General features: G+C 58.8%; 20 protein-coding genes. 12 read left to right on the forward strand and 8 right to left on the reverse strand.

Features of this window, described 5'->3' with window-relative positions:
• Positions 1–35 precede the first annotated feature (35 nt).
• The 4 genes from gluQRS to thpR form a co-directional block, all read right to left on the reverse strand.
• Positions 36–944: a tRNA glutamyl-Q(34) synthetase GluQRS gene (gene gluQRS / locus EPYR_RS04330; RefSeq protein WP_012667198.1), complete on the reverse strand. Its 909-nt coding sequence runs from the start codon at positions 942–944 to the stop codon at positions 36–38.
• A gap of 70 nt (positions 945–1,014) precedes the next feature.
• Complete coding sequence (gene dksA / locus EPYR_RS04335) at positions 1,015–1,470, reverse strand: RNA polymerase-binding protein DksA (RefSeq protein WP_012667199.1); 456 nt, start codon at positions 1,468–1,470, stop codon at positions 1,015–1,017.
• A 306-nt stretch (positions 1,471–1,776) separates the two neighbouring features.
• Positions 1,777–2,481 (reverse strand): DNA/RNA nuclease SfsA, encoded by a 705-nt coding sequence (sfsA, locus tag EPYR_RS04340; protein ID WP_012667200.1) that lies wholly within the window; start codon positions 2,479–2,481, stop codon positions 1,777–1,779.
• 9 nt (positions 2,482–2,490) lie between these two features.
• Positions 2,491–3,018: an RNA 2',3'-cyclic phosphodiesterase gene (thpR, locus tag EPYR_RS04345; protein ID WP_012667201.1), complete on the reverse strand. Its 528-nt coding sequence runs from the start codon at positions 3,016–3,018 to the stop codon at positions 2,491–2,493.
• Positions 3,019–3,095: 77 nt separating this feature from the next.
• On the opposite strand from thpR, the gene hrpB reads away from it, so the two are divergent.
• The 5 genes from hrpB to EPYR_RS04370 all read left to right on the forward strand — a co-directional run bounded on the left by hrpB (position 3,096) and on the right by EPYR_RS04370 (position 13,531).
• On the forward strand, positions 3,096–5,534 hold the full coding sequence (hrpB, locus tag EPYR_RS04350) for an ATP-dependent helicase HrpB (RefSeq protein WP_014538628.1): 2,439 nt from the start codon (positions 3,096–3,098) through the stop codon (positions 5,532–5,534).
• A 126-nt stretch (positions 5,535–5,660) separates the two neighbouring features.
• Positions 5,661–8,177, forward strand: coding sequence for a bifunctional glycosyl transferase/transpeptidase (gene mrcB, locus EPYR_RS04355; protein ID WP_012667203.1), 2,517 nt, complete (start codon positions 5,661–5,663; stop codon positions 8,175–8,177).
• Positions 8,178–8,349: 172 nt separating this feature from the next.
• On the forward strand, positions 8,350–8,799 hold the full coding sequence (locus EPYR_RS04360) for a DcrB-related protein (protein ID WP_012667204.1): 450 nt from the start codon (positions 8,350–8,352) through the stop codon (positions 8,797–8,799).
• Between the two features lie 12 nt (positions 8,800–8,811).
• Complete coding sequence (locus EPYR_RS04365; RefSeq protein ID WP_014538629.1) at positions 8,812–13,098, forward strand: RHS repeat-associated core domain-containing protein; 4,287 nt, start codon at positions 8,812–8,814, stop codon at positions 13,096–13,098.
• Between the two features lies 1 nt (position 13,099).
• Positions 13,100–13,531 carry a hypothetical protein gene (locus EPYR_RS04370; RefSeq protein WP_012667206.1) on the forward strand — a complete coding sequence of 144 codons (432 nt, stop codon included), beginning with the start codon at positions 13,100–13,102 and terminating at the stop codon, positions 13,529–13,531.
• A 60-nt stretch (positions 13,532–13,591) separates the two neighbouring features.
• Here EPYR_RS04370 and EPYR_RS04375 read toward each other — a convergent pair whose 3' ends face one another.
• The gene (locus tag EPYR_RS04375) at positions 13,592–13,861 is read right to left on the reverse strand and encodes a SymE family type I addiction module toxin (protein ID WP_041474165.1); all 270 of its coding nucleotides are present in this window, start codon (positions 13,859–13,861) and stop codon (positions 13,592–13,594) included.
• 189 nt (positions 13,862–14,050) lie between these two features.
• Between EPYR_RS04375 and fhuA the strand changes: the two genes are divergently transcribed.
• From fhuA to fhuB, 4 genes are read left to right on the forward strand one after another with little or no spacing between them, the layout of a single operon-like run.
• Positions 14,051–16,258 carry a ferrichrome porin FhuA gene (fhuA, locus tag EPYR_RS04380; RefSeq protein WP_012667208.1) on the forward strand — a complete coding sequence of 736 codons (2,208 nt, stop codon included), beginning with the start codon at positions 14,051–14,053 and terminating at the stop codon, positions 16,256–16,258.
• A gap of 48 nt (positions 16,259–16,306) precedes the next feature.
• On the forward strand, positions 16,307–17,101 hold the full coding sequence (fhuC, locus tag EPYR_RS04385) for a Fe3+-hydroxamate ABC transporter ATP-binding protein FhuC (RefSeq protein WP_012667209.1): 795 nt from the start codon (positions 16,307–16,309) through the stop codon (positions 17,099–17,101).
• Between the two features lie 14 nt (positions 17,102–17,115).
• Positions 17,116–17,994, forward strand: a complete 879-nt coding sequence (gene fhuD, locus EPYR_RS04390) for a Fe(3+)-hydroxamate ABC transporter substrate-binding protein FhuD (protein ID WP_012667210.1) — start codon at positions 17,116–17,118, stop codon at positions 17,992–17,994.
• Entirely contained in the window at positions 17,994–19,970 is a 1,977-nt protein-coding gene (gene fhuB / locus EPYR_RS04395; protein ID WP_012667211.1) for a Fe(3+)-hydroxamate ABC transporter permease FhuB, read from the forward strand. Before fhuD ends, fhuB begins: the two co-directional genes overlap by 1 nt.
• Positions 19,971–20,012: 42 nt before the next feature.
• Here fhuB and hemL read toward each other — a convergent pair whose 3' ends face one another.
• Positions 20,013–21,293, reverse strand: coding sequence for a glutamate-1-semialdehyde 2,1-aminomutase (gene hemL, locus EPYR_RS04400; RefSeq protein WP_012667212.1), 1,281 nt, complete (start codon positions 21,291–21,293; stop codon positions 20,013–20,015).
• A 265-nt stretch (positions 21,294–21,558) separates the two neighbouring features.
• Between hemL and erpA the strand changes: the two genes are divergently transcribed.
• A complete protein-coding gene (gene erpA, locus EPYR_RS04405) occupies positions 21,559–21,903 on the forward strand; it encodes an iron-sulfur cluster insertion protein ErpA (RefSeq protein WP_004159503.1) in 345 nt (114 codons plus the stop codon).
• A 103-nt stretch (positions 21,904–22,006) separates the two neighbouring features.
• Here erpA and EPYR_RS04410 read toward each other — a convergent pair whose 3' ends face one another.
• Together EPYR_RS04410 and mtnN are read right to left on the reverse strand one after the other, a co-directional pair.
• Positions 22,007–22,252: a hypothetical protein gene (locus EPYR_RS04410; protein WP_012667213.1), complete on the reverse strand. Its 246-nt coding sequence runs from the start codon at positions 22,250–22,252 to the stop codon at positions 22,007–22,009.
• 318 nt (positions 22,253–22,570) lie between these two features.
• Positions 22,571–23,269: a 5'-methylthioadenosine/S-adenosylhomocysteine nucleosidase gene (gene mtnN, locus EPYR_RS04420; RefSeq protein WP_012667215.1), complete on the reverse strand. Its 699-nt coding sequence runs from the start codon at positions 23,267–23,269 to the stop codon at positions 22,571–22,573.
• Between the two features lie 119 nt (positions 23,270–23,388).
• Between mtnN and dgt the strand changes: the two genes are divergently transcribed.
• Entirely contained in the window at positions 23,389–24,894 is a 1,506-nt protein-coding gene (dgt, locus tag EPYR_RS04425) for a dGTPase (RefSeq protein ID WP_012667216.1), read from the forward strand.
• A 147-nt stretch (positions 24,895–25,041) separates the two neighbouring features.
• The gene (gene degP, locus EPYR_RS04430) at positions 25,042–26,490 is read left to right on the forward strand and encodes a serine endoprotease DegP (RefSeq protein ID WP_012667217.1); all 1,449 of its coding nucleotides are present in this window, start codon (positions 25,042–25,044) and stop codon (positions 26,488–26,490) included.
• Positions 26,491–26,571 lie beyond the last annotated feature (81 nt).

The raw sequence follows: 26,571 nt of genomic DNA on the forward strand, positions 1-26,571 counted from the left end.
AAATCTAATCGATAAAAATAGCGGCTAATCATAGCTCAGAGTGAACCGTTTGAGAATGCCGAAGTCGCCGTATGCGTCAGCATGGCATCGTTTCTGGGAATATAAGCCTGCTTCCAACCGCTCGTTGCCTGTTTTAGCAACGTGGCGACGGTGATATCCCGCCAGTCATCGTTCACCGTCTGGCCGAGAAAACGCAGAGCCTGCACCAGTGACGGACGCGGATCGCCCGCCGGCAATGGCGGCGCATGATTCTGCTTGGAAAGCTTATTGCCATCGTGATTGATCGCCAGCGGCAGATGTAAATAGCGCGGGGCAGGCCAGCCAAACTGCTGAAATAACGTGATTTGCCGCACCGTTGGCTCAATCAAATCCGCGCCGCGTACCACCTCGGTGATGCCCTGAAAGCGATCGTCCACCACCACCGCCAGATTGTACGCAAACAGCCCATCCCGGCGATGAATAATAAAGTCTTCCTGCGCCAGTTTCGCCTCCGCCTGGATGCAGCCGCGCAGCCTGTCGTGAAAGGACAGTACCGGGTAGTCCACTTTCAGACGTATAGCGGCATGTTCAGAGCCGTGGTGCAGATTTCGGCAGTGGCTGTCATACAGCCCTTCGCATTGCTGAATGCGCCTGCGGCTACAGGTGCAGTAGTAGCTCAGCCCCTGCTGCTGAAGATGGTCAAGCGCTGCGCGGTAAGCCTCATGGCGCTGCGACTGCCACAGTACTTCGCCGTCCCATTGCAGACCGTGGTCTTCCAGCTGTTGCAGGATACGCGCTGCCGCACCGGGCACTTCACGCGGCGGGTCAATATCTTCGATACGTACTCGCCAGGCGCCGTGCTGCGCGCGCGCCTGTAGATAACTGCCTAAGGCCGCAATCAGGGAGCCAAAATGCAGATCGCCGGAGGGGGATGGGGCGAAACGCCCAATATAGGATGATGACATGTTGAGAAAAGATGGGCAGTGAAGCGCAAACGGAAGCCGTCTCTTGCTTCACTGCACAATCTACAGGCCGTTAGCCGGCCATCTGTTTTTCGCGGATTTCCGCCAGCGTTTTACAGTCGATGCACAGATCGGCGGTAGGACGCGCTTCAAGACGACGGATACCAATTTCAACGCCACAGGATTCACAGTAGCCAAAATCGTCGTCTTCAACCTTTTTCAGGGTTTTTTCAATCTTCTTAATCAGCTTGCGTTCGCGGTCGCGGTTACGCAGTTCAAGACTGAACTCTTCTTCCTGGGCGGCACGGTCGACCGGATCCGGGAAGTTAGCCGCTTCGTCCTGCATATGTGTGACCGTACGATCGACTTCATCCCGAAGCTGATTACGCCACGCTTCAAGAATTTTCTTGAAGTGCTCCAGCTGGGCCTCATTCATATACTCTTCGCCAGGCTTCTCTTGATACGGCTCCACCCCAGCGATGGCGAGAATACTCAGTGACGATGTTTTACGGTTTTGCCCTTCTTGCATGTTGTGTCTCCTGGATAACACGCACTATACACCCTTCATTATTCAGGGGGCAGGGGCGTAAGCCCTTTGCTGCACGCCGAAATACTCGGGTATCGATCCCACTAGGGGGAAAAAAACAGGCCGCTATAAATAACAGAAGCGGACAAGGTTAGCAATTATTCCTGAACGTGTCTTGACAGGCATGTGAGGAAAAGCGTATCTGGCGACTTGCTGTCCACCTGCAAACCACCGCTACACCCTTTAGTTGTAAGCAGTCGGTAAACGGCAGAGTCAGAAGCGCCGTATAAAAGCAAATCGCGCTGCATTTTACAACTCCCCTTTCAGGCTGCCCCGCAGCTTTAGCCCCAGCGGGGATAACTGCGCTTTATAGCACACAACTTCGACACCGCTTTGCCGCGCCTGTTCCAGCAATTCGGCGTAATGCGCGTCAATATGATGCGCCGGTAAAACGTCGTTAATACCCGAATGCAGCACGGCGAAAAACAGCACCGCTCGCTGGCCTGACTGGGCGATATGACTGAGTTCGCGCAGATGCTTTTGTCCACGCGTGGTGACCGCATCCGGGAAATAGCCCTGACCCTGCTGCAACAGCGTGACCGATTTGACTTCAATATAGCAGTTGCGGCGACTGTCTGCCCGTAAGAGAAAGTCAATCCGGCTGTTTTCGCTGCCGTATTTCACTTCAGGCTGCAGCGTCTGGTAACCTGCCAGCTCCGCTATCTGCCCGGCGTTCAGTGCTTCACGTACCAATGCGTTGGCGCGCAGGGTATTGACGCAAATCCAGTGGCCCTCTTGCGTCTCGGTCAGCTCCCAGCTGTGCGGATATTTGCGCGTCAGGCTGGCCGAAGTGGAGTACCAGACGGTATCGCCCGGCGTGGCGCATCCGGTCATCGCCCCGGTGTTGGCGCAATGAATGGTCAGCGCTTCTCCCTCGGGAGTTATCACGTCCGCCAGAAAGCGTTTGTAGCGTTGCACCAGCCGCGCCGGGCGGAGAGCGGGGCTAAAATCCATAAGCATTCCTTAAAATAGTGGCCATGCGGCAACTTCTTTATAGCGGGTACGCCCGGCGGCGAACTGCGACTGAAACAGCACAAAACGCTCTACGGCCAGCGACCAGCGGAAGTTGCGCGCCGGCAGCGCCAGCGGCTGGGTAGCGTGGCGCAGTAAGGTGACATGGGGATGAAACGGCTGCGCAGTTTGCGCACAGCCGCTGCGCGCTGCCTGTGAGCGTAATAACTGTGCCAGCTGCAGCAGCCCGCGCGGCGCCTGGCGCGGCCCCAGCCAGACCACGCCGGATCGTGGCCAGTGTCCGGCATCATCCAGCGTCAGGGAAAAAGAGGGCTGCTGAATGCGCCCGGCCAGCTGCATCAGCGCCCGTGCTTTTTCATCACTGACTTCACCAAGGAATGCCAGCGTTAAATGTAGCGCACCGGCCGCCACCGGGCGTCCGGCTTCCGCCGGGAAGGTTTCTGCACGCCAGCGGATAATGCTCTGTTTACACGCATCCGGCAGTTGCAGACCAAAAAACAGCCGTTTTACTTCGCCCATCCGCTCCTCCGGTAAATCAAACGCGCCAATGCTACAATGCGCAGCAGATTAAGACCATGTCGTTATGGAGCCAAAACGTGAGTTCATTACCGGTCAGCGCCGTATTACCCGAGCTGTTAACCGCGCTGCAATCTTCACCCCAGATCCTGCTGGCGGCCCCGACCGGGGCGGGTAAATCGACCTGGCTACCATTACAAATCCTGCAACTGGCCGGTTTTAAGGGGCGTATTCTGCTGCTGGAACCGCGCAGGCTGGCGGCGCGCAATGTCGCCCAGCGGCTGGCGGAACAGCTGGGCGAAGAGCCGGGGGGCATCATTGGCTATCGCATGCGCGGCGAAAGCCGTAGCGGAGCCAATACCCGGCTGGAGGTGGTGACGGAAGGGATACTGACGCGCATGCTGCAGCGGGACCCGATGCTGGAAGGGGTGTCACTGGTTATCCTCGACGAATTCCACGAGCGCAGCCTGCAGGGCGACCTGGCGCTGAGCCTGCTGCTCGACGTGCAGACCGCGCTGCGCGACGATCTGCGCGTGCTGATTATGTCGGCGACGCTGGATAATTCGCGCTTAAGCGCCTGGTTGCCCAATGCCCCGCTGATCGCCTCGGCCGGGCGCAGCTGGCCGGTTGAACGCCGTTATCTGCCGTTGAACGGCAGTCTGCGTTTTGAAGAAGCGGTGGCTCGTCAGACCAGCCAGCTACTGCGCGAAGAGCCGGGATCGCTGCTGCTGTTTCTGCCCGGCGTGGCGGAAATTCAGCGCGTGCAGGCCCAGCTGGCCGGACCGATCGCCAGCGATGTCGATCTCTGCCCGCTGTATGGCGCGCTGTCGCTGGCGGAACAGCGCCGGGCTATCCTGCCGTCTCCGGCGGGGAGGCGTAAAGTAGTGCTGGCAACCAACATTGCTGAAACCAGCCTGACCATTGAGGGCATCCGTCTGGTAGTGGACAGTGCGCTGGAGCGCAGCGCGCAGTTTGACGTGCGCAGCGGACTCACCCGCCTGCAAACCCAGCGCGTCAGCCAGGCCTCAATGACCCAGCGCGCGGGGCGCGCCGGGCGACTGGAGCCGGGCATCTGCCTGCACCTGCTGGCGCAAGAACAGGCGGAGCGTGCGGCGGCGCATAGCGAACCTGAAATACTTAACAGCGATCTCTCGGCGCTGTGGCTGGATCTGTTGCAGTGGGGCTGCCACGATGTCAGCCAGCTAAACTGGCTGGATGTGCCGCCGCCAGCCGCCATTGCCGCCGCCCAACGGCTGCTTTTACAGCTGGGGGCAACCGACAGCGACGGCAGGCTGACGGCCAGCGGGCGCAACATGGCGGCGATCGGCAGCGAGCCGCGTTATGCCGCCCTGCTGATTGCCGCCGGAGATAATGCGGACGCGGTCGCCACGGCGGCGCAGCTGGTGGCAATGTTGGAGGATCCGGTGCGGGGATCGGTCGACTTGCGTGACGGTTTCCAGCGCCAATTGCCGCAGTGGCAGCGGCGTGCGCACCAGCTTCGTCAGCGCCTGAATATCAGCGGCGGCAGGGCGGATGAAGAACATCTGCCCGCGCTGTTGGCCGCTGCCTTTCCTGACCGCATCGCCCGGCGGCGCGGCGCGGAAGGGCGCTATCAGTTGGCTAACGGCAGCGGTGCTGTGCTTGATCGCGAAGATGGCCTGACACGTTATGAATGGCTGATTGCGCCCGCTCTGTTACAGGGCAATGCCCAGCCGGATGCGCGCATTTTGCAAGCGCTGCCGTTGGATATCGACCTGCTGATCCGCCAGTGCCCTGCGCTGGTACAGCAGCAAACCGAGGTGGAGTGGGACGAGGAAAAAGGCACGCTGCGCGCCTGGCGACGTGAGCAAATTGGCCAGCTGGTACTGAGGTCACAGCCGCTGGCGAAACCTGACGAAGACGAGCTGCACGCGGCGATACTGCGCTGGGTAAGGCAGAGAGGATTATCGGTGCTTAACTGGACGCCGCAGGCCGAACAGCTGCGGCTGCGGCTGCTGTGTGCCGCGCAGTGGCTGCCAGAGGGCGACTGGCCAGCCGCCGACGAGAGCGCGCTGCTGGCTTCGCTGGAACAGTGGCTGCTGCCGGTGATGCGTGGCGTGCGTGATGCAAAAGGGCTGCGCCAGGTGGATATCGCCAGCGCATTATTATCATTACTGACATGGGCGCAGCGTCAGCAGCTGGATAGTGCGCTGCCAACTCATTACACTGTGCCGACCGGAAGCCGCTTGCCGATCCACTATTATCAGGATAAGCCCCCGACGCTGGCGGTACGCCTGCAGGAGATGTACGGTGAGGCGCAAAATCCGTGCATCGCACAGGGGCGCGTGGCGCTGGTGCTGGAGCTGTTGTCCCCGGCGCAGCGCCCGCTGCAGATAACGCGCGATCTGGCCGGATTCTGGGCCGGTGCCTGGCGCGAAGTACAGAAAGAGATGAAAGGGCGCTATCCTAAGCATCTGTGGCCTGATGACCCGGCCAATACCTTACCCACACGGCGGGTGAAAAAGTTTTCCACGCCGTAAACTTGCGCAACTCTGACGGATATCACGCAGCAGCCTGATGATTCAGAAGGTTCTGCTTCCGCAAAGGCCGTTGTGAGAAGAGAGTAGTCGGCCCGGCCGACGCCAGCCCCTGGAGAAATGAAACACATGTCTGACGATCGCGAACCTATCGGGCGCAAAGGAAAGCAGCCCCAGCCACCGCGTAACAAAGCGGGGCGAGGTCGCCGCAGGGAACCGCAGTATGATGATTATGACGATCGGGATGATGACCTGGATGACGAGGAGATAACCCCGGTGCCACGTAAAGCAAAAGCACGCCCGGCGCGTAAAAAAAGAGGCTGGTTAGGCCTGTTCATTAAACTTTTTCTGATTTTCGTTATGGCGATGGCGGCCTATGGCTTCTGGCTTGACGGCCAGATCCGCAGCCGTATCGACGGTAAAGTCTGGCAGCTGCCGGCCACGGTGTATGGGCGCATGGTCAGTCTTGAGCCGGGCATGTCCTATAACAAAAAAGAGACGATCGCGCTGCTGGAGGGCACACAGTATCGCCAAGTGACGCGCATGACGCGCCCCGGTGAATTTACCGTGCAGGCCAACAGCATTGAGATGATCCGCCGTCCGTTTGATTTCCCTGACAGTAAAGAGGGACAAATACACGCACGCCTTAGTTTCAGCAACGATCGCCTGAGCGAGATCAAAAACCTCGAAAGTGGCCGTGATTTTGGCTTCTTCCGTCTCGATCCACGCCTGATCACCATGCTGCAATCGCCGAACGGCGAGCAGCGCCTGTTTGTGCCGCGTGCCGGTTTCCCGGATCTGCTGGTGGACACGCTGGTGGCAACCGAAGACCGCCACTTCTATCAGCACGACGGTATCAGCTTCTATTCGATTGGCCGCGCCTTCCTCGCCAATATCACCGCCGGACGCGCCGTGCAGGGGGGAAGTACCCTGACCCAGCAGCTGGTGAAAAACCTGTTCCTGACCAACGAACGCTCGCTGTGGCGTAAAGCCAACGAAGCCTATATGGCGCTGATCATGGACGCGCGCTACGGCAAAGATCGCATTCTTGAGCTCTATCTGAACGAGGTGTATCTCGGCCAGGCGGGCAGCGATCAGATCCGTGGCTTCCCGCTGGCCAGCCTGTACTACTTTGGCCGTCCGGTCGATGAGCTGAGCCTTGACCAGCAGGCGCTGCTGGTCGGTATGGTGAAAGGCGCATCGCTCTACAACCCGTGGCGTAACCCGAAGCTGGCGCTGGAACGCCGTAACCTGGTGCTGCGCCTGCTGCAACAGCAGAAGGTGATTGACGAAGAGCTGTACGCGATGCTCAGTGCGCGCCCGCTGGGCGTGCAGCCGAAAGGTGGCGTGATCACCCCGCAGCCCGCCTTTATGCAGATGGTGCGTAACGAGCTGCAGGCCAGCCTTGGCGATAAAGTGAAGGATCTGTCCGGGGTGAAAATCTTCACCACGCTCGATCCGGTATCGCAGGATGCCGCCGAAAAATCGGTGGAAGAGGGCATCCCGGCGCTGCGTAAACAGCGCGGCCTGAACGATCTGGAAACCGCAATGGTGGTGGTCGATCGCTTCAGCGGCGAAGTGCGCGCTATGGTCGGCGGTGCCGATCCGCAGTTTGCCGGTTATAACCGTGCGCTACAGGCGCGGCGTTCAATCGGCTCACTGGCGAAACCGGCTACCTATCTCACCGCCCTGAGCCAGCCGGATGCTTATCGCCTCAACACCTGGATTGCCGACAATCCGCTGGCGCTGAAACAGCCAAATGGCCAGGTGTGGAAGCCGCAGAACGATGACCGCCGCTTCAGCGGCCAGGTGATGCTGGTGGATGCCCTGACCAACTCAATGAACGTGCCGACGGTCAACCTCGGCATGACGCTGGGGCTGCCGCAGGTAGTGGATACCTGGACCCGTCTGGGCGCGCCGAAAGATCAGCTGCAGCCGGTTCCGGCGATGCTGCTGGGGGCGCTGAACCTGACTCCGATTGAGGTGGCTCAGGCGTTTCAGACCATCGCCAGCGGCGGCAGCCGTGCGCCGCTGTCGGCACTGCGCTCGGTGATTGCCGAAGATGGCAGCGTGCTGTATCAAAGCTTCCCGCAGGCGGAACGCGCGGTGCCGGCCCAGGCGGCTTATCTGACGCTGTACAGCATGCAGCAGGTGGTTGACCACGGTACGGCGCGCGCGCTGGGAGCAAAATACCCTAAAGCGACCCTGGCGGGGAAAACCGGGACGACCAACAACCTGGTGGACAGCTGGTTCGCCGGTATCGACGGCAAAGAGGTGACGATTACCTGGATTGGCCGCGACAATAACCAGCCGACCAAACTGTACGGTGGCACCGGGGCGATGCAGCTTTACCGTCGCTACCTGGAAAACCAGGCCCCGCTGCCGCTGATACTGAACCCGCCGGAAGATATTGCGCCGATGAACGTCGACTCTGCCGGTAACTTCGTCTGCGACAGCGCCAGTAGCAGCTGGCGTCGTCTGCCGGTGTGGACCACGGATGCCAGTGCGCTCTGCCAGCAGCAACAGCAGCAGCAGCAACATATGTTGCAACAGCAGGATCAGCCACCGCAGCAGCAGGACCAGCAGAACCAGCAGAAAGATGCTAACGGGGTCGCTGGCTGGATCAAAGATATGTTTGGTCAGTAGCCGCTCGCACGCCGCTCAGTGAAAAAGCCGGATAACCGGCTTTTTCACTTTATTTTTAACAGGCGGTCATCCTTTTTGGCTGCTGTGGGGCAAACACGTTATCGATTGAAGGATTTAATTTTTTTTTGACTTATGCGATGCTTAAACCCGGTTAATCAAAAGGATGCAGGCCATGCCCGATTTTTCCCGTTGTACCTTCACGGAAGGCAGCGTGACGCTGCCGGAAGGCTACAGCGACCGCACCGTNAACGTGCTGCTGGCCGGCGACGATGCGTCCCCCTCCCTCAATATCTCGCGCGACACGCTGCAGCCCGGTGAAGCCGTGGCGGACTACATCACCCGCCAGCTTGCCACCCTGTCCGCCAGCCTGAAAGGCTGGGTGCTGAAGGGGCGCGAACCGGCGACGCTGGGCGGGGAACAGCTGCCCGGCGAAAGCGTGTCGGCCAGCTATCTGCGCGACGGCCAGCGAATCTGGCAGCGCCAGGCGGTNTTTGCGCTGGCGGAAGGGCGCGTACTGGTGTTTACCCTGGCGCAGCCGCGTAAGCCGTCGCCGCAGGATGAAGCCCTGTTGCAACAGGTGCTGGCAAGCTACCGTCAGCCTGTGGATATCCGCCAGGAATAAAAGGAATTTATCATGAGTGAAGCCGCACGCGTTGGCGATGCCACCGGCCATTCCTCCGCGCTGGCCGGGATGATCGGCGGTACGATTGTCGGCGGGCTGATTGCCGCCGCCGGTGCCGTGGCCGCCGGTGCGCTGTTTGTCGCCGGGCTGGCCTCGGCCTGTCTCGGCGTTGGCGTGCTGCTGATGGGTGCCAGCCTGGCGGTGGGTTATCTCACCGGGGAGGCGGCCACGGCGGCGCGCGACGGCATGGCCGCCGCCGGGGCAGCCAGCCTGTCCGCTTCGGGGCAGATACTGACCGGCTCGCCGGACGTGTTTATCAACGGCAAACCGGCGGCCATCGCCACGGTCAGCCAGGCGGGCTGCGATAAGGACGGGCCGTCGATGCAGATGGCGCAAGGCTCCGACCGGGTGTTTATCAACGGCCAGCCCGCTTCCCGCGTCGGCGACAAAACCAACTGCGGTGCCACGGTGATGGCCGGCTCGCCCANCGTGCACATCGGCGGCGGCACCGCCACCACGCTGGCGATAAAACCCGAAGTGCCGGAGTGGGCCTNCAAGGCCTCTGACCTGACGCTGCTGTTTACCGGGCTGCTCGGCGGTGCCGGCGGCGCGGCCGGTAAGGCTGGCAGGCTGGGTAAACTGCTGAGCAGGCTGCCCGGCATCAGTAAGCTTGCGCAGGTGGCCTGCCGCTTCGGCACCCTGATGACCGCCAGCGCCGCAGCGGGCATCATCGCCCGCCCGGTGGATATCATCAGCGGGCAGAANTTTCTCTCCGGCGACGACGAGCTGGACTTCGTGCTGCCCTCACGTCTGCCGGTCGAATGGCAGCGCTACTGGCGCAGCGGCAACCCGGCGGAAAGCGTGCTGGGGCGCGGCTGGAGCCTGTTCTGGGAAAGCCGCCTGCAGCATTATGATGACGGCCTGGTGTGGCGCGCGCCGTCCGGTGACTTTGTCCCGTTCCCGATGGTGCCACGCGGCCGCAAAAGCTGGTGCGAAGCGGAAAAATGCTGGCTGATGCACAATGCCGACGGCAGCTGGCAGGTGTCCGACGTCAGTGAACAGGTCTGGCACTATCCGCCGCCCGAGGGTAAGCATCCCGCCCGGCTGCACATGCTGACGGACGCCGGCGGNAACGCCACCTCGCTGTTTTACGATGAGCAGGGACGGCTGAGCGAACTGGTGGACAGCGCCGGTCAGCGCCTGAGCTGCCGCTATCTGACCCGCGCCGCCGGGCATGACCGCCTGAGCGCGGTGCTGCTGCACACCCCGGACGGGGAGNGCACGCTGGTCAGCTACGATTATGACGACGAGGGGCAGCTTGTCACCGTGCGCAACCGCGCCGGCGAGGTGACGCGCCGCTTCAGCTGGCGCGACGGGCTGATGGCCAGCCACCAGGACGCCAACGGGCTGCTGAACGAATATCTGTGGCAGGAGATTGACGGCCTGCCGCGCGTCACCGGCTGGCGGCACAGCGCCGGGGAAGAGCTGGCGCTGCACTACGACTTTAGCGGCGGCACGCGCCGGGCGGTGCGCGACGACGGCATGCAGGCGTGGTGGCAGCTGGACGACGACGACAGCGTGGCGCAGTTCACCGACTTTGACGGCCGCCGGCTGGCGTTTGTCTACGCCCGCGGCGAGCTGTGCAGCGTGCTGCTGCCGGACGGCGGCCAGCGTCAGAGCGAGTGGGACCGCTACGGGCGACTGCTGAGCGAAACCGACCCGACCGGGCGCAAAACCCTTTACCAGTACCAGCGTAACAGCGACCGGCTGGTCTGTGTCACCCACCCCGACGGCAGCCGCGAGAGCCGGTCATGGGACCGCCAGGGGCGCCTGATTAAACAGACTGACGCGGCAGAAAACACCACGCTTTACCACTACCCGGACGAAGAAGAGAGCCTGCCGGCGCGCATCACCGANGCCTCCGGCGGCGTGGTGCAGCTTGAGTGGAACGGCCGGGGGCTGCTGACGCGCCATACCGACTGTTCCGGCAGCGTCACCGCCTATGGCTATGACGTTTTCGGCCAGCTCACCGACCGTACCGATGCGGAAGGCAGTGTGACCCGCTACCGCCGGGATGCCGCCGGTCGCCTGCACACCCTGCACCACGCGGACGGCAGCGAAGAGCATTTCACCTGGAACGAACGCGGGCAGCTGGTGCGGCATCAGGANCCGCCCGGCAGCGAGACGCACTGGCGCTACAACCTGCTGGGCCAGCCGGTCAGCATCACCGACCGCATCAACCGCACGCGAAACTGGCACTACAACCCGCGCGGCTGGCTGACGCGGCTGGAGAACGGCAACGGCGGCGAGTATCANTTCAGCCACGATGCCGCCGGGCGCATCACCGCCGAACGGCGTCCGGACAACACCGACCACCTGTACCGCTACGGCCCGGACGGCCAGCTGGCCGAACACCGGGAAACCGGCCCGCAGAACAGCCTTGCGCCGCCCGCGCACCGCCTGCACCGCTTCCGCTTTGACGGGGCGGGTCGCCCGGCATGGCGCGGCAACGACAGCGCCGAATGGCAGTATCACTACGATGCCGCCGGCAGGCTGAGCCNGCTCACGCGTACCCCCACCGCCGCCGGGGCGGAGGCGGGGATTGAAGCGGACCGCATTGAGCTGCAGTACGACCGGGCGGGCAACCTGCTGTGCGAGCGCGGCGTGAACGGCGGGCTGCACTACCAGTGGGACGCGCTGNCTAACCTGCAGGCGCTGACGCTGCCGCAGGGCGACAGCCTGCAGTGGCTGCACTACGGCTCCGGCCACGTCAGCGCGCTGAAGTTCAACCGGCAGCGGGTCAGTGAATTTACCCGTGACCGCCTGCACCGCGAAACCGGGCGCAGCCAGGGCGCGCTGCACCAGCAGCGGCGCTACGATGCGCTGGGCAGGCGCAGCTGGCAGAGCAGCGCCTTCAGTGACGGGAAGATAACCCGGCCGGAGGACGGTATTCTGTGGCGGGCNTTCCGCTATACCGGGCGCGGCGAGCTGGCGGGCNTCAGCGATGCGCTGCGCGGCGAGGTGCACTACGGCTACGACGCCGAAGGCCGNCTGTTGCAGCACCGCGAGCTGAAGTCCGGCAGGGTTGGCAACCGGCTGCTGTATGACGCCGCCGATAACCTGCTGGGCGGGCAAAGCCCGCACGACGACCCGGNACAGCCGCCGCCGCCGCCGCTGAGCAGCAACCGCCTGCCGCACTGGCAGCGGCTGTTCTACCGCTACGACGTCTGGGGCAATCTGGTCAGCCGCCGCCACGGCGTCAACGAACAGCATTACACCTACGACGCCGACAACCGCCTGATACNCGCGCGCGGCTTCGGTCCGCAGGGCGAATTCAGCGCGCGGTATCACTATGACGCGCTGGGCAGGCGCAGCCGCAAGGAGGTCACCTTCGCGGGCAAAGCGCCGCAGACCACGCGCTTCCTGTGGCAGGGCTACCGGCTGCTGCAGGAGCAGCGCGGCAACGGCACGCGCCGCACCTGGAGCTACGACCCGGCCAGCCCGTGGACGCCGCTGGCGGCCATCGAACAGGCGGGTGACGCTGAGCAGGCCGATATTTACTGGCTGAACGCCGACCTCAACAGCGCGCCGCTGGAGGTCACCGACGCAGAGGGCAATCTGCGCTGGTCGGGACANTACGACACCTTCGGCAAACTGCTGGGCCAGACGGTCGCCGGGGCGGCACAGCGCACGGGGCCGGTCTACGATCAGCCGCTGCGCTACGCCGGGCAGTACCAGGACAACGAGAGCGGACTGCACTATAATCTGTTCCGTTTTTACGAGCCTGATGTAGGAAGATTCACGACCCAGGATCCAATTTCTATCCGTGGCGGACTGAACCTGTATGCTTATGCNCCGAATCCGTATGGGTGGGTGGATCCGCTGGGGCTGAGCAATTTCTTTATACCATCGGTATTCAATGCTCCGTCCGGTAGTACACATACTGTTTACCAGCAAAAAATCGATTGGGATTTACCTGTCAACACACGAAGTGGAGTTAAAACAAATCTGGATTTAGCGTTAGATGGTAAAAGTCCATTTGTGGTTAAAAATGGAAAGTACTCCCAGATAAATCTACATCACTCGAAGCAAGATGGATTAGGATCATTGTTTGAACTTTCAGCAGCTACTCATCAGAAATACTATGGGACGAATGCATTACATCCGTACTTACCTAATCCGCATCCAATAAATCCCGTCAACAGAGATAGTTTTAATGGCGATCGTGATAGTTATTGGCGACAGCGCGGCGAAAGTGAACTACATAGCCGAAGATTAAAAACTAACTGTAGAGGTTAATATGTTATCTCAATCGATAAAAGAATACCTTGAAAATCAAGGGTGGTGGTTCGATGATGTATCTGAAGATTATAAAAATGCCCTCGATAATCTGGGTTTGATTCAATCCTCAGATATATATGAGTTTTATGCTCATGCAGAAGATGGGCCGACTTTTTATAGTCGGCAAAAAGAAATATACCAACTTGCTTGGTTTATATTGAACTCAAATTATGATCTGGATTTAAAAAGAAGTCATGATGTGTTGGGTTTACAAGATGAATATATCCCTCTCGATAGTTTTGAAGGGGAGAAAGGTTTTTTTTATAATAAAAAAACCGGTCAAGTTATAGAATTAAGTTTAGGTAAAGAACTGGAGGATTTTCAAGCTGGTAATATTAATCCTCAGTGGGATAATTTTAACGACTTCATTGAATGGTTCTTCAATATATAACATGACTTAGCCGGAAGCGATCCCCCNAAGATCCTTCCGGCTTTTACCTTCAGCCGCCCTTTANGCCAGCATGGCGATCATNCGCTGCTTAGTCTGTTCCAGCTCCTGCTGCTGNGCCTTCAGCTGCTGCTCCATTGCCCGCAGCCGCNTCTCCTCGCGGCTGTCGGGGATCNGCAGCAGACAGCCGTCCAGCACCGTCAGGCTGACGCCGGTTCCCACCGCAAATCCCGCCTCCGCCAGCCACTTGCCCGCAATACTGACCTGTGGCGTATCGCGTTCTCCCCCCTTCGNGCGGTAGCCGACGATAACGCGCCGCTGCGGTTTGTTCATCGCCGCTATTAACCTCAAAAGGAGGGGCTGAAAATGCGCCTGATCCTGCCAGCACACCATGTGCCAGCAGGTCACGCCAGCCACGGTTTTTTCCTTGCGGAACGCGCTTCGTTTCGCATATTATCCGGGCGTTATAAGAATAATTATCGTTTCGTTTCCCATTCAATAATTTTTTACCAGAGAAAGATCATGGCCAGTACGCGCACAATATCTTCACCTTTTTCATCTATTAATACGGCCAGATGCCAGCTTTCGGTGCTGATTGCTCTGTCTCTGACCAGCGGTTCGGCCTTTGCCGCTGAGCAAACCATCACCCTAGATGCTAATGCCAGCAGCGAGTCTGCGGAAAGTGCCTGGGGGCCGTCAGCCACCATTGCCGCTAAACGCAGTGCCACCGGCACCAAAACCGATACGCCGATTGAGAAAAATCCGCAGTCGGTATCAGTGGTGACGCGACAGGAGATGGATATTCATCAGCCAGCGTCGGTGAAAGAGGCGTTGGGTTATACGCCTGGGGTGATGGTGGGAAACCGTGGGGCATCTAACGTGATTGACGCTCTGTCGATCCGTGGCTTCAGCGAAACCAATACCAATCAGTATCTGAATGGCCTGAAGCTACAGGCTGATAACTACTCTGAATTCGCCATCGATCCGTATTTCCTGGAGCGTGCAGAGCTGCTGCGCGGCCCGGTATCGGTGCTGTATGGCAAAAGTAACCCCGGCGGCGTGCTGGCGATGGTCAGCAAGCGCCCGACGACGGAAACCCTGCGCGAAGTACAGTTCAAGATGGGCAGCGATAATCTCTATTCGACCGGGTTTGATTTCGCTGGCGCGCTGGACGATAGCGGCGAGTTCTCTTACCGTCTGACCGGTCTGGCACGCAGCGCAGACGCCCAGCAGCAGATGAACAAAGAGAAGCGTTATACCAGTGCGCCTTCCTTTAGCTGGCAGCCGGATGAAAAGACCCGTTTTACCTTCCTTAGCTATTTCCAGAATGAGCTGGAGACCGGCTACTACGGCTGGCTACCGCGCGAGGGCACCGTGGTGCCAATCACCGATGCAAACGGCAATCAGCACAAGCTGCCGACCGATTTTGATGAAGGCGAAGCCAGCAATAAAATCTCGCGTAATACTAAGATGGTGGGTTATAGCTTTGAGCATGCCTTTAACGATACCTGGGCGGTACGCCAGAATCTGCGTTACTCCGAGTTGCGGACTGATTATCTCAGCATCTATGGTGATGGCCTGAACACCGCGAATAACACCATCAATCGTGGCTATGCGCATTCTCAGGAGCAGCTGAATCAGTTTGCCGTGGATACCCAGGCCGAGGCTAAATTTGCCACCGGGCAGTTGGATCACATATTGCTGGCCGGCGTGGATTATCAGCGTTCGCGCAACGATATTGACGCCATTTTTGGCGCAGGGGCACCGCTGGATGCCCTGAATCCGCAGTATGGTAACGACCAGCCAACCGCGCTTTACAGCCCTTATCAGTACCTGAATAAACAGCAGCAGACGGGCCTGTATGCGCAGGATCAGATGGAATGGGATCGCTGGGTGCTGACGCTGGGTGGCCGCTATGACTATCTGATGATGTCAGCGTTTAACCGTAACGCTAGCGAGACGAAGACCCACGATCAGGCTTTCACCTGGCGCGGCGGTCTGAACTATGTGTTTGATAACGGGATTGCCCCGTATTTCAGCTACAGCGAATCCTTTATCCCTAATAGCGGAACAACCCTTACTGGCGATACGTTCCAGCCATCACGCGCGAAGCAGTATGAAACTGGCGTGAAGTTTGTGCCGAAAGATCGACCGGTTGTTATCACCGCTGCGGTTTATCAGCTGACCAAAAACAATAACCTGATGGGCGATCCGTCCGCGCCGCTGTTCAGCGTGCAGGGGGGCGAAATCCGCTCTCGCGGCTTTGAATTTGAAGCCAAAGCCGCAGTCAATGCCAACGTCAATTTAACTGCGTCTTACAGCTATACTGATGCAGAATATACCGAGGATAACTATCTGCGCGGTAAAACCCCGGTGCAGGTGCCGAAGCATATGGCATCACTGTGGGGAGATTACACCTTTAATCAGACGGCGCTGTCTGGCCTGACGCTGGGCACGGGGTTACGCTATGTCGGCGCGAGCAAAGGGCTGTATCGCCACATTGCTGCTAACGGTGATAATCAGGATCAGAACTTTGACGTTGCCGGATATACGCTGGTCGATGCGGCGGTGAAATACGATCTTGCCCGTTTTGGCTTGCCCGGCTCTTCCATTGGCGTTAACGTCAACAACCTGTTCGATCGTGAATATGTCGCCAGCTGCTATCGCGAACACGCCTGCTACTGGGGTGCCGAGCGCCAAATCGTTGGCACGGCGACCTTCCGTTTCTAACTCTCAAACCGGGTGCGGTTCGCCGCGCCCGCCTGGCAGAAGAAAACCATGTATCAACCGCACGCAAACGAAACCTCCTTTACCCTGGATAACGTCAGCTTCAGCGTTCCGGGCAGAACCCTGTTACATCCCCTGTCGCTGTCCTTTCCCGCTGGAAAAGTCTGTGGCCTGATCGGCCATAACGGCTCCGGGAAATCGACCCTGCTGAAAATGCTGGGTCGCCATCATAGCGCCACGGCGGGGCAGGTGTTGCTTAATCAGCAGCCGCTGGGCGCATGGCACAGCAAGGAGTTTGCCCGTGAAGTGGCCTATTTGCCGCAGCAGTTGCCCGCCGCCGAAGGGATGACGGTGCGCGAGCTGGTGGCGATTGGCCGCTATCCGTGGCACGGTGCGCTCGGCCGCTATGGCGCAGAAGATCGGCAGCGGGTTGATGAGGCTATCGCGCTGGTCGGGCTAAAAGCTTTCGCGCAGCGGCTGGTGGACAGTCTGTCTGGCGGGGAGCGACAGCGTGCATGGATTGCCATGCTGGTGGCGCAGAACAGCCGCTGCCTGCTGCTGGATGAGCCGACCTCGGCGCTTGATATCGCTCACCAGGTTGAGGTGCTGGCGCTGATCCAGCGTCTCAGCCGCGAACGCGGCCTGACGGTGATTGCCGTGCTGCACGATATTAATATGGCCGCACGCTATTGCGACAGCCTTGTCGCGCTGCGTGCCGGGGAAGTGATTGCTCAGGGCGATCCCGCAGAGATGATGCAGGCGACGGTGCTTGAACAGATTTATGGCATCCCGATGGGGATTTTACCGCACCCGCAGGGCGGTGCACCGGTCAGTTTTGTTTACTAAGGATTGATATCGTGATGCCGGATTTACCGCGTCGCCGTCTGTTAACGGCTCTGGCTTTTTCTCCGCTGCTGGCAAGGCTTCCCGGCGTTGCACATGCTGCCAGCGCACCGCGCATAATCGCGCTGGAGTGGCTGCCGCTCGAACTGCTGATGGCACTGGGCGTTACGCCGCTGGGGGCAGCGGAATTGCATAACTACCGCCTGTGGGTCGGTAAGCCCGAGCTGCCGCCGTCGGTGGTGGATGTCGGGCTGCGTACCGAGCCAAATCTGGAACTGATTACCCAGATGCAGCCATCACTGATCCTTTTCTCGCAGGGATACGGCCCCGATCCCGCGCGTTTTCAGCGTATTGCGCCGGGCATGGGGTTTGCCTTTAACGACGGTAGCGGTAAACCGTTGACCGGTGCACGCCATGCGCTGATGGCGCTGGCAAATCGTATTGACCGCATGGCGCAGGCACAGGCGCACCTGGCGCAGCTGGATGCGCTGATGCAGCAGGTGAAAGCGCGGCTGGCTGGCCGTTCCCATCGTCCTTTACTGCTGATGTCGATACTGGATGCGCGTCACGCCATCGTGTTTACCGCTAACGGCCTGTTCCAGGAAGTGATGGACCACCTCGGCCTGGAAAATGCCTGGAAGGGTGAGAAAACGTTTTGGGGAAGTGCGGTCGTCGGCATTGAAAGGCTGGCAACGATGCGTGATGTTGAGGTTATCTGCTTCGAACATGGTAACGATAATCTGATGCAGCAGGTCACCGCCAGCGCGCTGTGGCAGTCGATGCCTTTCGTGCGCGAGCAGCGTTTCCGCCAGGTGCCGCGCGTCTGGTTTTATGGTGCCACGCTGTCGGCAATGCAGTTTATCCATTGTCTTGACCGTGTGCTGGGGGATAAATAATGCGTCCGTCTCGTCTGTCGCTGATACTGCTGCCGCTGCTGTTTGCTGCGGCGCTGGCGTTGACCCTGCTTAACCTGCAACAACATCTGCCCGTTAAACTGTGGCTCAATGCGCTCAGTTCTCCCGATCTCAACCACATCGATCAGATGCTGTTTCACTACAGCCTGCTGCCGCGTCTGGCGCTGTCGCTGTTAGTCGGCGCGGGGCTGGGGCTGGCAGGACTGCTGTTCCAGCAGGTATTGCGCAATCCGCTGGCCGAACCGGCTACCCTCGGCGTTGCCAGCGGCGCTCAGCTGGGGCTGACGGTGGTTACCCTGTGGGGAGCCGCCGCAAATGTGGTGCCGCAGCCGCTGGCGGCGCCGATCGGCGCGGTGCTGGTCGGGGTGATTGTGTTTGGCGTGGCCTGGGGAAAACGCCTGTCGCCGATCACGCTGATCCTGGCCGGGCTGGTGGTGTCATTGTACTGCGGTGCGGTCAATCAGATCGTTGCCATCTTTAATCATGACCAGCTGCAGAATATGTTTCTCTGGAGTACCGGCTCGCTGAATCAGATGGACTGGAGCAACGTGGCGTTTCTCTGGCCGTATCTGCTGTGCGGGCTGTTACTGACGCTGCTGTTACTGCGCCCGATGATCCTGATGGGGCTGGATGACGGCGTGGCAAAAAACCTCGGGCTGGCTCTCTCTCTGGCACGTATTGCCACGCTGGCGCTGGCGATTGTGCTCAGTGCTGCGCTGGTCAACGCCGCCGGGATTATCGGTTTTATCGGCCTGTTTTCACCGCTGCTGGCGAAATTGCTCGGTTTTCGCCGCCTGGCGAGCCGTCTGGTGGTTGCGCCGCTGATCGGGGCGCTGCTGCTGTGGCTGGCGGATCAATCGGTGCTGTGGCTGACCGGTCGCGTCGGGGAAATTTCTACCGGGACGGTGACCGCCGTTATCGGCGCGCCCCTGCTGCTGTGGCTGTTGCCGCGTCTGCGAGGCGCGGCGCAGCCTCCGGCGCTGGATCTCGGCGATAAGGTGCCAGCCGAGCGCCAGCGCGTGTTGTGGTGGGCGCTGCTGGGCGGTGGCGTCCTGCTGCTGCTGCTGGCGGTGGGGCTGAGCTTTGGTCGCAGTACCGAAGGCTGGATATGGGCCAGCGGCGAACTGTGGCAGCAGCTGCTGCCGTGGCGCGGGCCTCGTCTGGTGGCGGCGCTGGCAACCGGCATGATGCTGGGCGTGGCGGGCTGCGTGGTGCAGCGTCTGACCGGCAACCCGATGGCCAGTCCGGAAGTACTGGGCATCAGTTCCGGTGCGGCATTTGGCGTGGTGATCATGCTGTTTATCGTCCCCGGAGATGCCTTTGGCTGGCTGCTGCCGGCCGGTAGCCTGGGAGCGGGATTAACGTTGCTGATCATCTCTATCGTCGCCGGGCGCGGCGGCTTCTCGCCCGAGCGCATGCTGCTGGCCGGAATGGCGCTCAGTACCGCTTTCAGCACGCTGATCATGCTGCTACTTGCCAGCGGCGATCCGCGCATGCGGGGCATAATGACGTGGATATCAGGTTCTACTTACCCTATTGATGCTTTGCAGGCGCAGCGCACGCTGGTTATCGCCCTGCTGCTGCTAACCGTGGTGCCGCTGTGCCGTCGCTGGCTGACCATTTTGCCGTTGGGTGGTGTTACCGCACGCGCGGTGGGGATGGCGCTGACGCCGTCACGTCTGGCCTTACTCCTGCTGGCAGCAGGATTGACGGCAGCGGCGACCCTGACTATCGGTCCGTTAAGTTTTGTCGGGCTGATGGCACCCCATATGGCTCGGATGCTGGGTTTCCGACGCGCATTACCGCAGCAGGTGATGGCGGCATTATTGGGCGGCGGGCTGATGGTGGCGGCGGACTGGTGCGGGCGCATGCTGTCGTTCCCGAATCAGATCCCGGCAGGGCTGCTGGCAACCTTTATTGGTGCTCCGTACTTTATCTATCTGCTACGCAAGGTGTGAGGTAGCGGGGCGAAACGGTCTGTTGCCGTCAGCCCCGTGAGATTACAGTTTGGCGAAGCTGCGGCGGGCGGCATCGACCGTATGCTGAATATCCGCCGGGCTATGCGCCAGCGACATAAATCCAGCTTCAAACGCTGACGGTGCCAGATAAACGCCCTCATCCAGCATCAGATGGAAGAAGCGCTTAAAGCGCTCTACGTCACAGCGGGTGACGTCAGCATAGCGGGTCACGCTGGCGGCATCGGTGAAGAACAGTCCGAACATGCCGCCGACGTGGTTGACCACCAGCGGGATGCTTTCTGCTTTCGCTGCCGCCAGCAGGCCATCAGCCAGCTGGCTGGTCAGTTCGGTCAGGGTCGCATGCGTACCGGGCCGGGAGACTTCGGTCAGACAGGCAAAGCCCGCTGCCATCGCAATCGGATTGCCCGACAACGTTCCGGCCTGGTAAACCGGACCGCCGGGAGCCAGCGCCTCCATCACTTCGCGGCGACCACCAAATGCCCCCACCGGCATACCGCCACCGATGATTTTGCCAAGGCAGGTCAGATCCGGCCTGACGCCGTAATAAGCCTGAGCGCCCGCCAGCGCCACGCGGAAGCCGGTCATCACTTCATCGATAATCAGCAGCGCGCCAAATTCATCGCACAGCGCGCGCAGCCCCGGCAGGAAGTCCGGCAGCGGCGGTACGCAGTTCATATTGCCGGCCACCGGCTCCACGATAATGCAGGCGATCTCCTGCGGATATTGCTCAAAAGCGGCACGTACCGAGGCGAGGTCATTATAGGTGCAGGTCAGCGTATGTTTGGCGAAGTCTGCCGGTACACCCGGTGAGTTCGGCTGGCCGAGGGTTAATGCGCCCGATCCGGCTTTCACCAGCAGACAGTCGGCATGACCGTGATAACAGCCCTCGAACTTGATGATTTTGTCGCGATGGGTAAAGCCACGCGCCAGGCGGATGGCGCTCATGGTGGCTTCGGTGCCGGAGTTGACCATGCGTACCATATCCATCGTCGGCACCAGCTCGGTGACCAGCGCGGCCATTTTGACTTCCATCTCGGTAGGTGCGCCAAAGCTGAGACCACGTTCGGCCGCTTCGATCACCGCATGGCGAATGGCCGGATGGTTATGGCCCAGCACCATTGGCCCCCAGGAGCCGACGTAGTCAACATAGGCTTTACCGTCAGCGTCATACAGATAAGCCCCGTTGGCACGCTCGATAAACAGCGGCACGCCGCCCACGCCGTTAAAGGCTCGCACCGGCGAGTTGACGCCGCCGGGGATTAACTGCTGCGCCTGAGCGTACAGGTTTTCAGACTTACTCATGGAACCGCTCCTGATCATTAGGGTAAAAACGCGTCTATTCTAAGGGAACTTCGCCATCCGGCGAAAGGCCGCTGTGTTTCAGGCAAGATGTGGTCACCCTTATTTCACCACTGAGGAAGTATCATGCTGTGCTATCATCCCGTGAGGCATGCGCACTCAGGGCGGCAAAGCTTGATTGCTGTATCTGGCTATAAGATAATGGGCGCAATTATGGTCGAATAATGACCTTTCAGGCACCCGGCCTGTACGAATACTGGAGTTTGCAATGACTGACGATGTAGCCCTGCCCCTGCAATTTACTGATGCTGCGGCCAGTAAAGTCAAAAACCTGATTTCCGATGAGAACAACCCCGACCTGAAGCTGCGCGTGTATATTACCGGCGGCGGCTGCAGCGGCTTCCAGTACGGTTTTACCTTTGACGACAAGATCAACGAAGGTGATATGACCATTGAGAAATCGGGCGTGGCGCTGGTGGTAGATCCGATGAGCCTGCAGTATCTGGTGGGCGGATCGGTGGATTATACGGAAGGGCTGGAGGGTTCACGTTTTATCGTGACTAACCCGAATGCCAAAACCACCTGCGGGTGTGGCTCTTCATTCAGTATCTGATTGGCTTGCGTCAGCGATTCGGCATCTTTGCCGAATGGTTTGAGCGTAACGTAATGATTATTAAGAAAAGGCTTCCAGGTCGTAGCGACCAGGAAGCCTTTTTTTACCACTCAACGGTGACTAAGTTCTCCTGCCGCCCGGTTTTAGCATCGCGCTTTAGCAGGCTCTGGGTGATTTTTGGCCTTGTTTCAGTTTGTTTTGCACAGGGAATGGTAAGGGATGACGGGTTTTTGCCGTCGATACTGCACTCTGAGTAGATGACTAAAGACACGCCTATGCTGCCGGTGATGGTTGCAGCAAAGGCATGACCCGTTATCATCAGCCCAAGAGCCAGATAAACTGTTTTCATGCGGGTATTTCCTGGTGTTTTAAGTCAAAACAAGGCAGAAGCCTTGTATTTCAATAAGCGACAATGCCGCGGGTCATTGAGTTAACGACTATTTTTGGTGAATCTTTAATCGCTTTTAAAGATGATGCTTGCACGCTTCAGGCAGTTCAGGCCATTACAGCTGCCCGCTCATTTTTTGCGCAGCGCGCATCATACGCTTTCCGCCGCGATGGAGCCAGTTTTAATCCAGGTTTATGGTGGGTCATTTGCGCGCGTTAGCCAGCAGCGGGCTATCAGCCGTGGCGGGAAGGGTTGCCACGGCTGTCACAGAGCAGGGTATTAGCCCTCGGTCAGGCGGGTGAGCAGGGTTTCGACCATCAGTGATGACTGCTTCGCCGCCACGGCCAGGAACTCATCGAAGCTGAGATGTGATTCCCGATCCGCCACGTCGGAGATGGCGCGTACCACGACAAATGGCGTAGCAAACTGGTGGCAAACATGACCGATGGCGGTCGCCTCCATTTCAACCGCAATGGCCTGCGGGAAAGTGTTGCGTATGCGTGCCAGCGGTGCCGCGCCGTTGATAAAGGCATCACCACTGACCACCAGACCGCGCACCGCATGCAGATTCAGTTCTTCGATACACTGCTCTGCCGCCGTAATCAGCTTTTCGTCGGCTTTGAAAGCCGCCGGGCAGCCCGCCATCTGGCCTGCTTCGTAACCAAACGCGGTAACGTCGGCATCGTGATAGCGTACTTCGTCTGAAACGACGATATCGCCCACTTTCAGCGTTGCCGCCAGCCCGCCCGCTGAACCGGTGTTGATCACCACATCCGGCTTGCACAACTGCAGCAGCAGGGTGGTGCCCAGCGCCGCAGAGACTTTACCAATGCCCGATTTCAGCAGGGCAACTTCTACGCCATTCAAGGTACCGGTGTAAATTTCGCAGCCTGCCAGCGTCAGAGTTTGACGATTTTCGATCTTGTCACGTAGCAGCGTCACTTCCTGTTCCATTGCACCAATAATGCCTGCTTTCATAGGGATACTCTCTGAATTAGTGGAATTTGCCATTTATTTCGGCGCATAGTCTATCATGGCTGCTGAACAGAGATCTGCTCTGCGGCTTTCGTTGCGTCTTAAATCAGAGGGAACCAGAGATGACCGGGATCGACTTTCGCAGCAAAATTAACTGGCAGCGTTGCTATCGGCCCGACCGGGGAGCGAAAAACGAGCATGAGATTTTGCGCATCTTTGAGAGCGACCGTGGCCGCATTATCAATTCAGCGGCCATTCGTCGCCTGCAGCAAAAAACCCAGGTTTTTCCACTGGAGCGCAATGCGGCGGTGCGCACCCGTCTGACCCATTCGCTGGAAGTGCAGCAGGTCGGGCGCTATATCGCCAAAGAAGTGCTGACGCGGTTGCAGGAGGCGGGGCGGCTGGAAAGCCTGGGGCTGGCACAGCTGACCGCCCCGTTCGAAAGTATCGTCGAGATGGCCTGCCTGATGCACGATATCGGCAACCCGCCATTCGGGCATTTTGGCGAATCGGCGATTAACGACTGGTTCTGCCAGCAGCTGGACGCTGGCTGGCTGCCGAACAGCGGGCGTGAAGACCGCTGTGTTCCACGGGTACTGCATCGTCAGGATGACGGACTGGATCCACTGCGCGCGAAGGTTCGCCAGGATCTGGCGCACTTCGAAGGTAATGCCCAGGCGATCCGCGTGGTGCATACGCTGATGAAAATGAATCTGACCTGGGCGCAGGTGGGCTGTATTTTGAAATACACCCGGCCCGCGTGGCAGACCAGCCCAATCCCCGCCAGCCACAATTACTTAATGAAAAAGCCAGGATTCTATCTGGCTGAAGAAGAGTTTATCGCTAAACTCCGGGAAGAATTAGACCTTCAGCCGCACTGCCGTTTCCCGCTGACCTATATTATGGAAGCGGCTGACGATATCTCTTATTGCGTAGCGGACCTGGAAGATGCGGTGGAGAAAAATATTTTCACCGTTGAGCAGCTGTATCAATATCTCTTTCAAATCTGGCCCCACCATCAGCAGGACGATCTGTTTGCCAGCGTGGTCACCAGCGCGCTGGATAAGTCGCGTAGCCAGCAGACCCATTGCTATAGTGAAGATCAGTTCTTTATGTATTTACGCGTTAATACCGTGGCGCAACTGGTGCCTTATGCCGCCAGTCGTTTTATTGATAATCTGCCTGCAGTTTATCGCGGGGATTTTAACCAAGCGCTGCTGGAAGATAGCAGTCCTCACAGCCAACTGCTGAATATTTTCAAAAAAGTCGCGTTCCGTCATGTATTTAATCATCCTGACGTTGAGCAGCTGGAATTACAGGGCTACCGGGTGATCCGTGGTTTGTTAGATATCTACCGTCCGTTACTACTGCTGACGCGTGAAGAGTTCAGTGAACTGGCGGCGAGAGATTATTTGAAAGGATACCCGATTGAAACCCGGCTGTTCCATAAACTTTCTTCACGCTTTCGTCTTGCCTATAGCGAAGCCGTGGCGCAACTGGATAAAAATCAGCAGGAAGAGGAAATTTGGGAATACTATTATCGCGTGCGCCTGTTACAGGATTATATTAGCGGTATGACTGATTTGTATGCCTGGGATGAGTACCGACGCTTGATGGCGGTGGAGTAAATGGCAGTGCGCTAACTTTTGTAAAGATGAACAATATTTTTTTACTTATTCTTCATCTTGAAACATGAACTTAGCGCAACAATATCAATCTCATTATTCACAACCGACCTGACTGTTACTTTGTTGAATCACTTGAGAATCCGCCCAATGAAAAAGAATACGTTAGTTCTGAGTGCACTGGCTTTTAGCCTGGGTCTGGCGTTAAACCCCTTAGCGGCCAGCGCGGCTGAAACCGCCTCTTCGTCCTCTACAAGCAGCCAACAATTACCCAGCCTGGCGCCGATGCTGGAAACGGTAATGCCTTCAGTCGTCAGCATCAACGTGGAGGGTACGACACCGCGCAGGGCGCAGCAGTCCCAACAGTTTCAGCAGTTCCAGCAGTTCTTTGGTGGCAATTCACCGTTCTGCCAGGAGGGCTCTCCCTTCCTTGGATCGCCACTGTGCCAGGGTGGCGCGCCCGGCGGTAACGGTATTGATGGCCAGCAGCAGAAATTCCAGGCGCTTGGCTCCGGCGTGGTGATTGACGCGGTGAAAGGTTATGTGGTCACTAACAATCACGTTGTTGATAATGCAACAAAAATTCAGGTGCAGCTGAGCGATGGTCGCAAATATGATGCGAAGGTGATCGGCAAAGATCCCCGTTCCGATATCGCATTGATCCAGCTGAAAGAAGCGAAGAATCTGACCGCGATTAAGATCGCCGACAGCGACAATCTGCGCGTGGGGGATTATACCGTGGCTATCGGTAACCCTTATGGTTTGGGCGAAACCGTGACTTCAGGGATTGTTTCTGCCCTGGGGCGTAGCGGTCTGAACGTGGAAAACTACGAAAACTTTATCCAGACTGACGCCGCGATTAACCGTGGCAACTCCGGCGGCGCGCTGGTCAATCTCAACGGTGAACTGGTCGGGATTAACACCGCGATTCTGGCTCCGGACGGCGGCAATATCGGTATTGGCTTCGCCATTCCATCGAACATGGTGAAAAACCTGAGCGCTCAGATGGTTGAGTACGGGCAGGTCAGGCGCGGAGAGCTGGGCATCATCGGCACCGAGCTGAACTCCGAGCTGGCGAAAGCGATGAAAGTCGATGCTCAACGCGGCGCATTTGTCAGTCAGGTGTTGCCGAAGTCTTCGGCGGCACAGGCCGGAATTCAGGCGGGTGACGTTATTGTTTCGATCAATAACAAGCCGATCTCCAGCTTTGCCGCGCTGCGCGCTCAGGTGGGTTCGCTGCCGGTAGGCACCAAAATGGAGTTGGGCCTGATCCGCGACGGGAAGCCGATAACGGTTAACCTCGCGTTGCAACAGGGCAGCGCGGCGAAAGTGGACTCCGCCACCATTTATACCGGTATTGAAGGGGCTGACCTCAGTAATTACGATGTCAAAGGGGTGAAGGGCGTTAAAGTCGACAATCTGAAAGCGGGTTCTGCTGCGGCGCGTATCGGTCTGAAGAAAGATGATGTTATTCTGGGCGTTAACCAACATACGGTGACTAACCTGGGTGAACTGCGCAAAATCCTCGACAGTAAACCGTCGGTGCTGGCATTGAGTATTCAGCGTGGTGACAGCTCGATCTACCTGCTGATGCAGTAATCGCCGCTGCGCGAAAACCCGTTATCGGTGGTTGCCTAAGACAGATAAGAAAACGGTGCCAGCTGGCACCGTTTTTTGTCC

It is taken from the genome of Erwinia pyrifoliae DSM 12163 (assembly GCF_000026985.1).
Lineage (GTDB): Bacteria > Pseudomonadota > Gammaproteobacteria > Enterobacterales > Enterobacteriaceae > Erwinia > Erwinia pyrifoliae.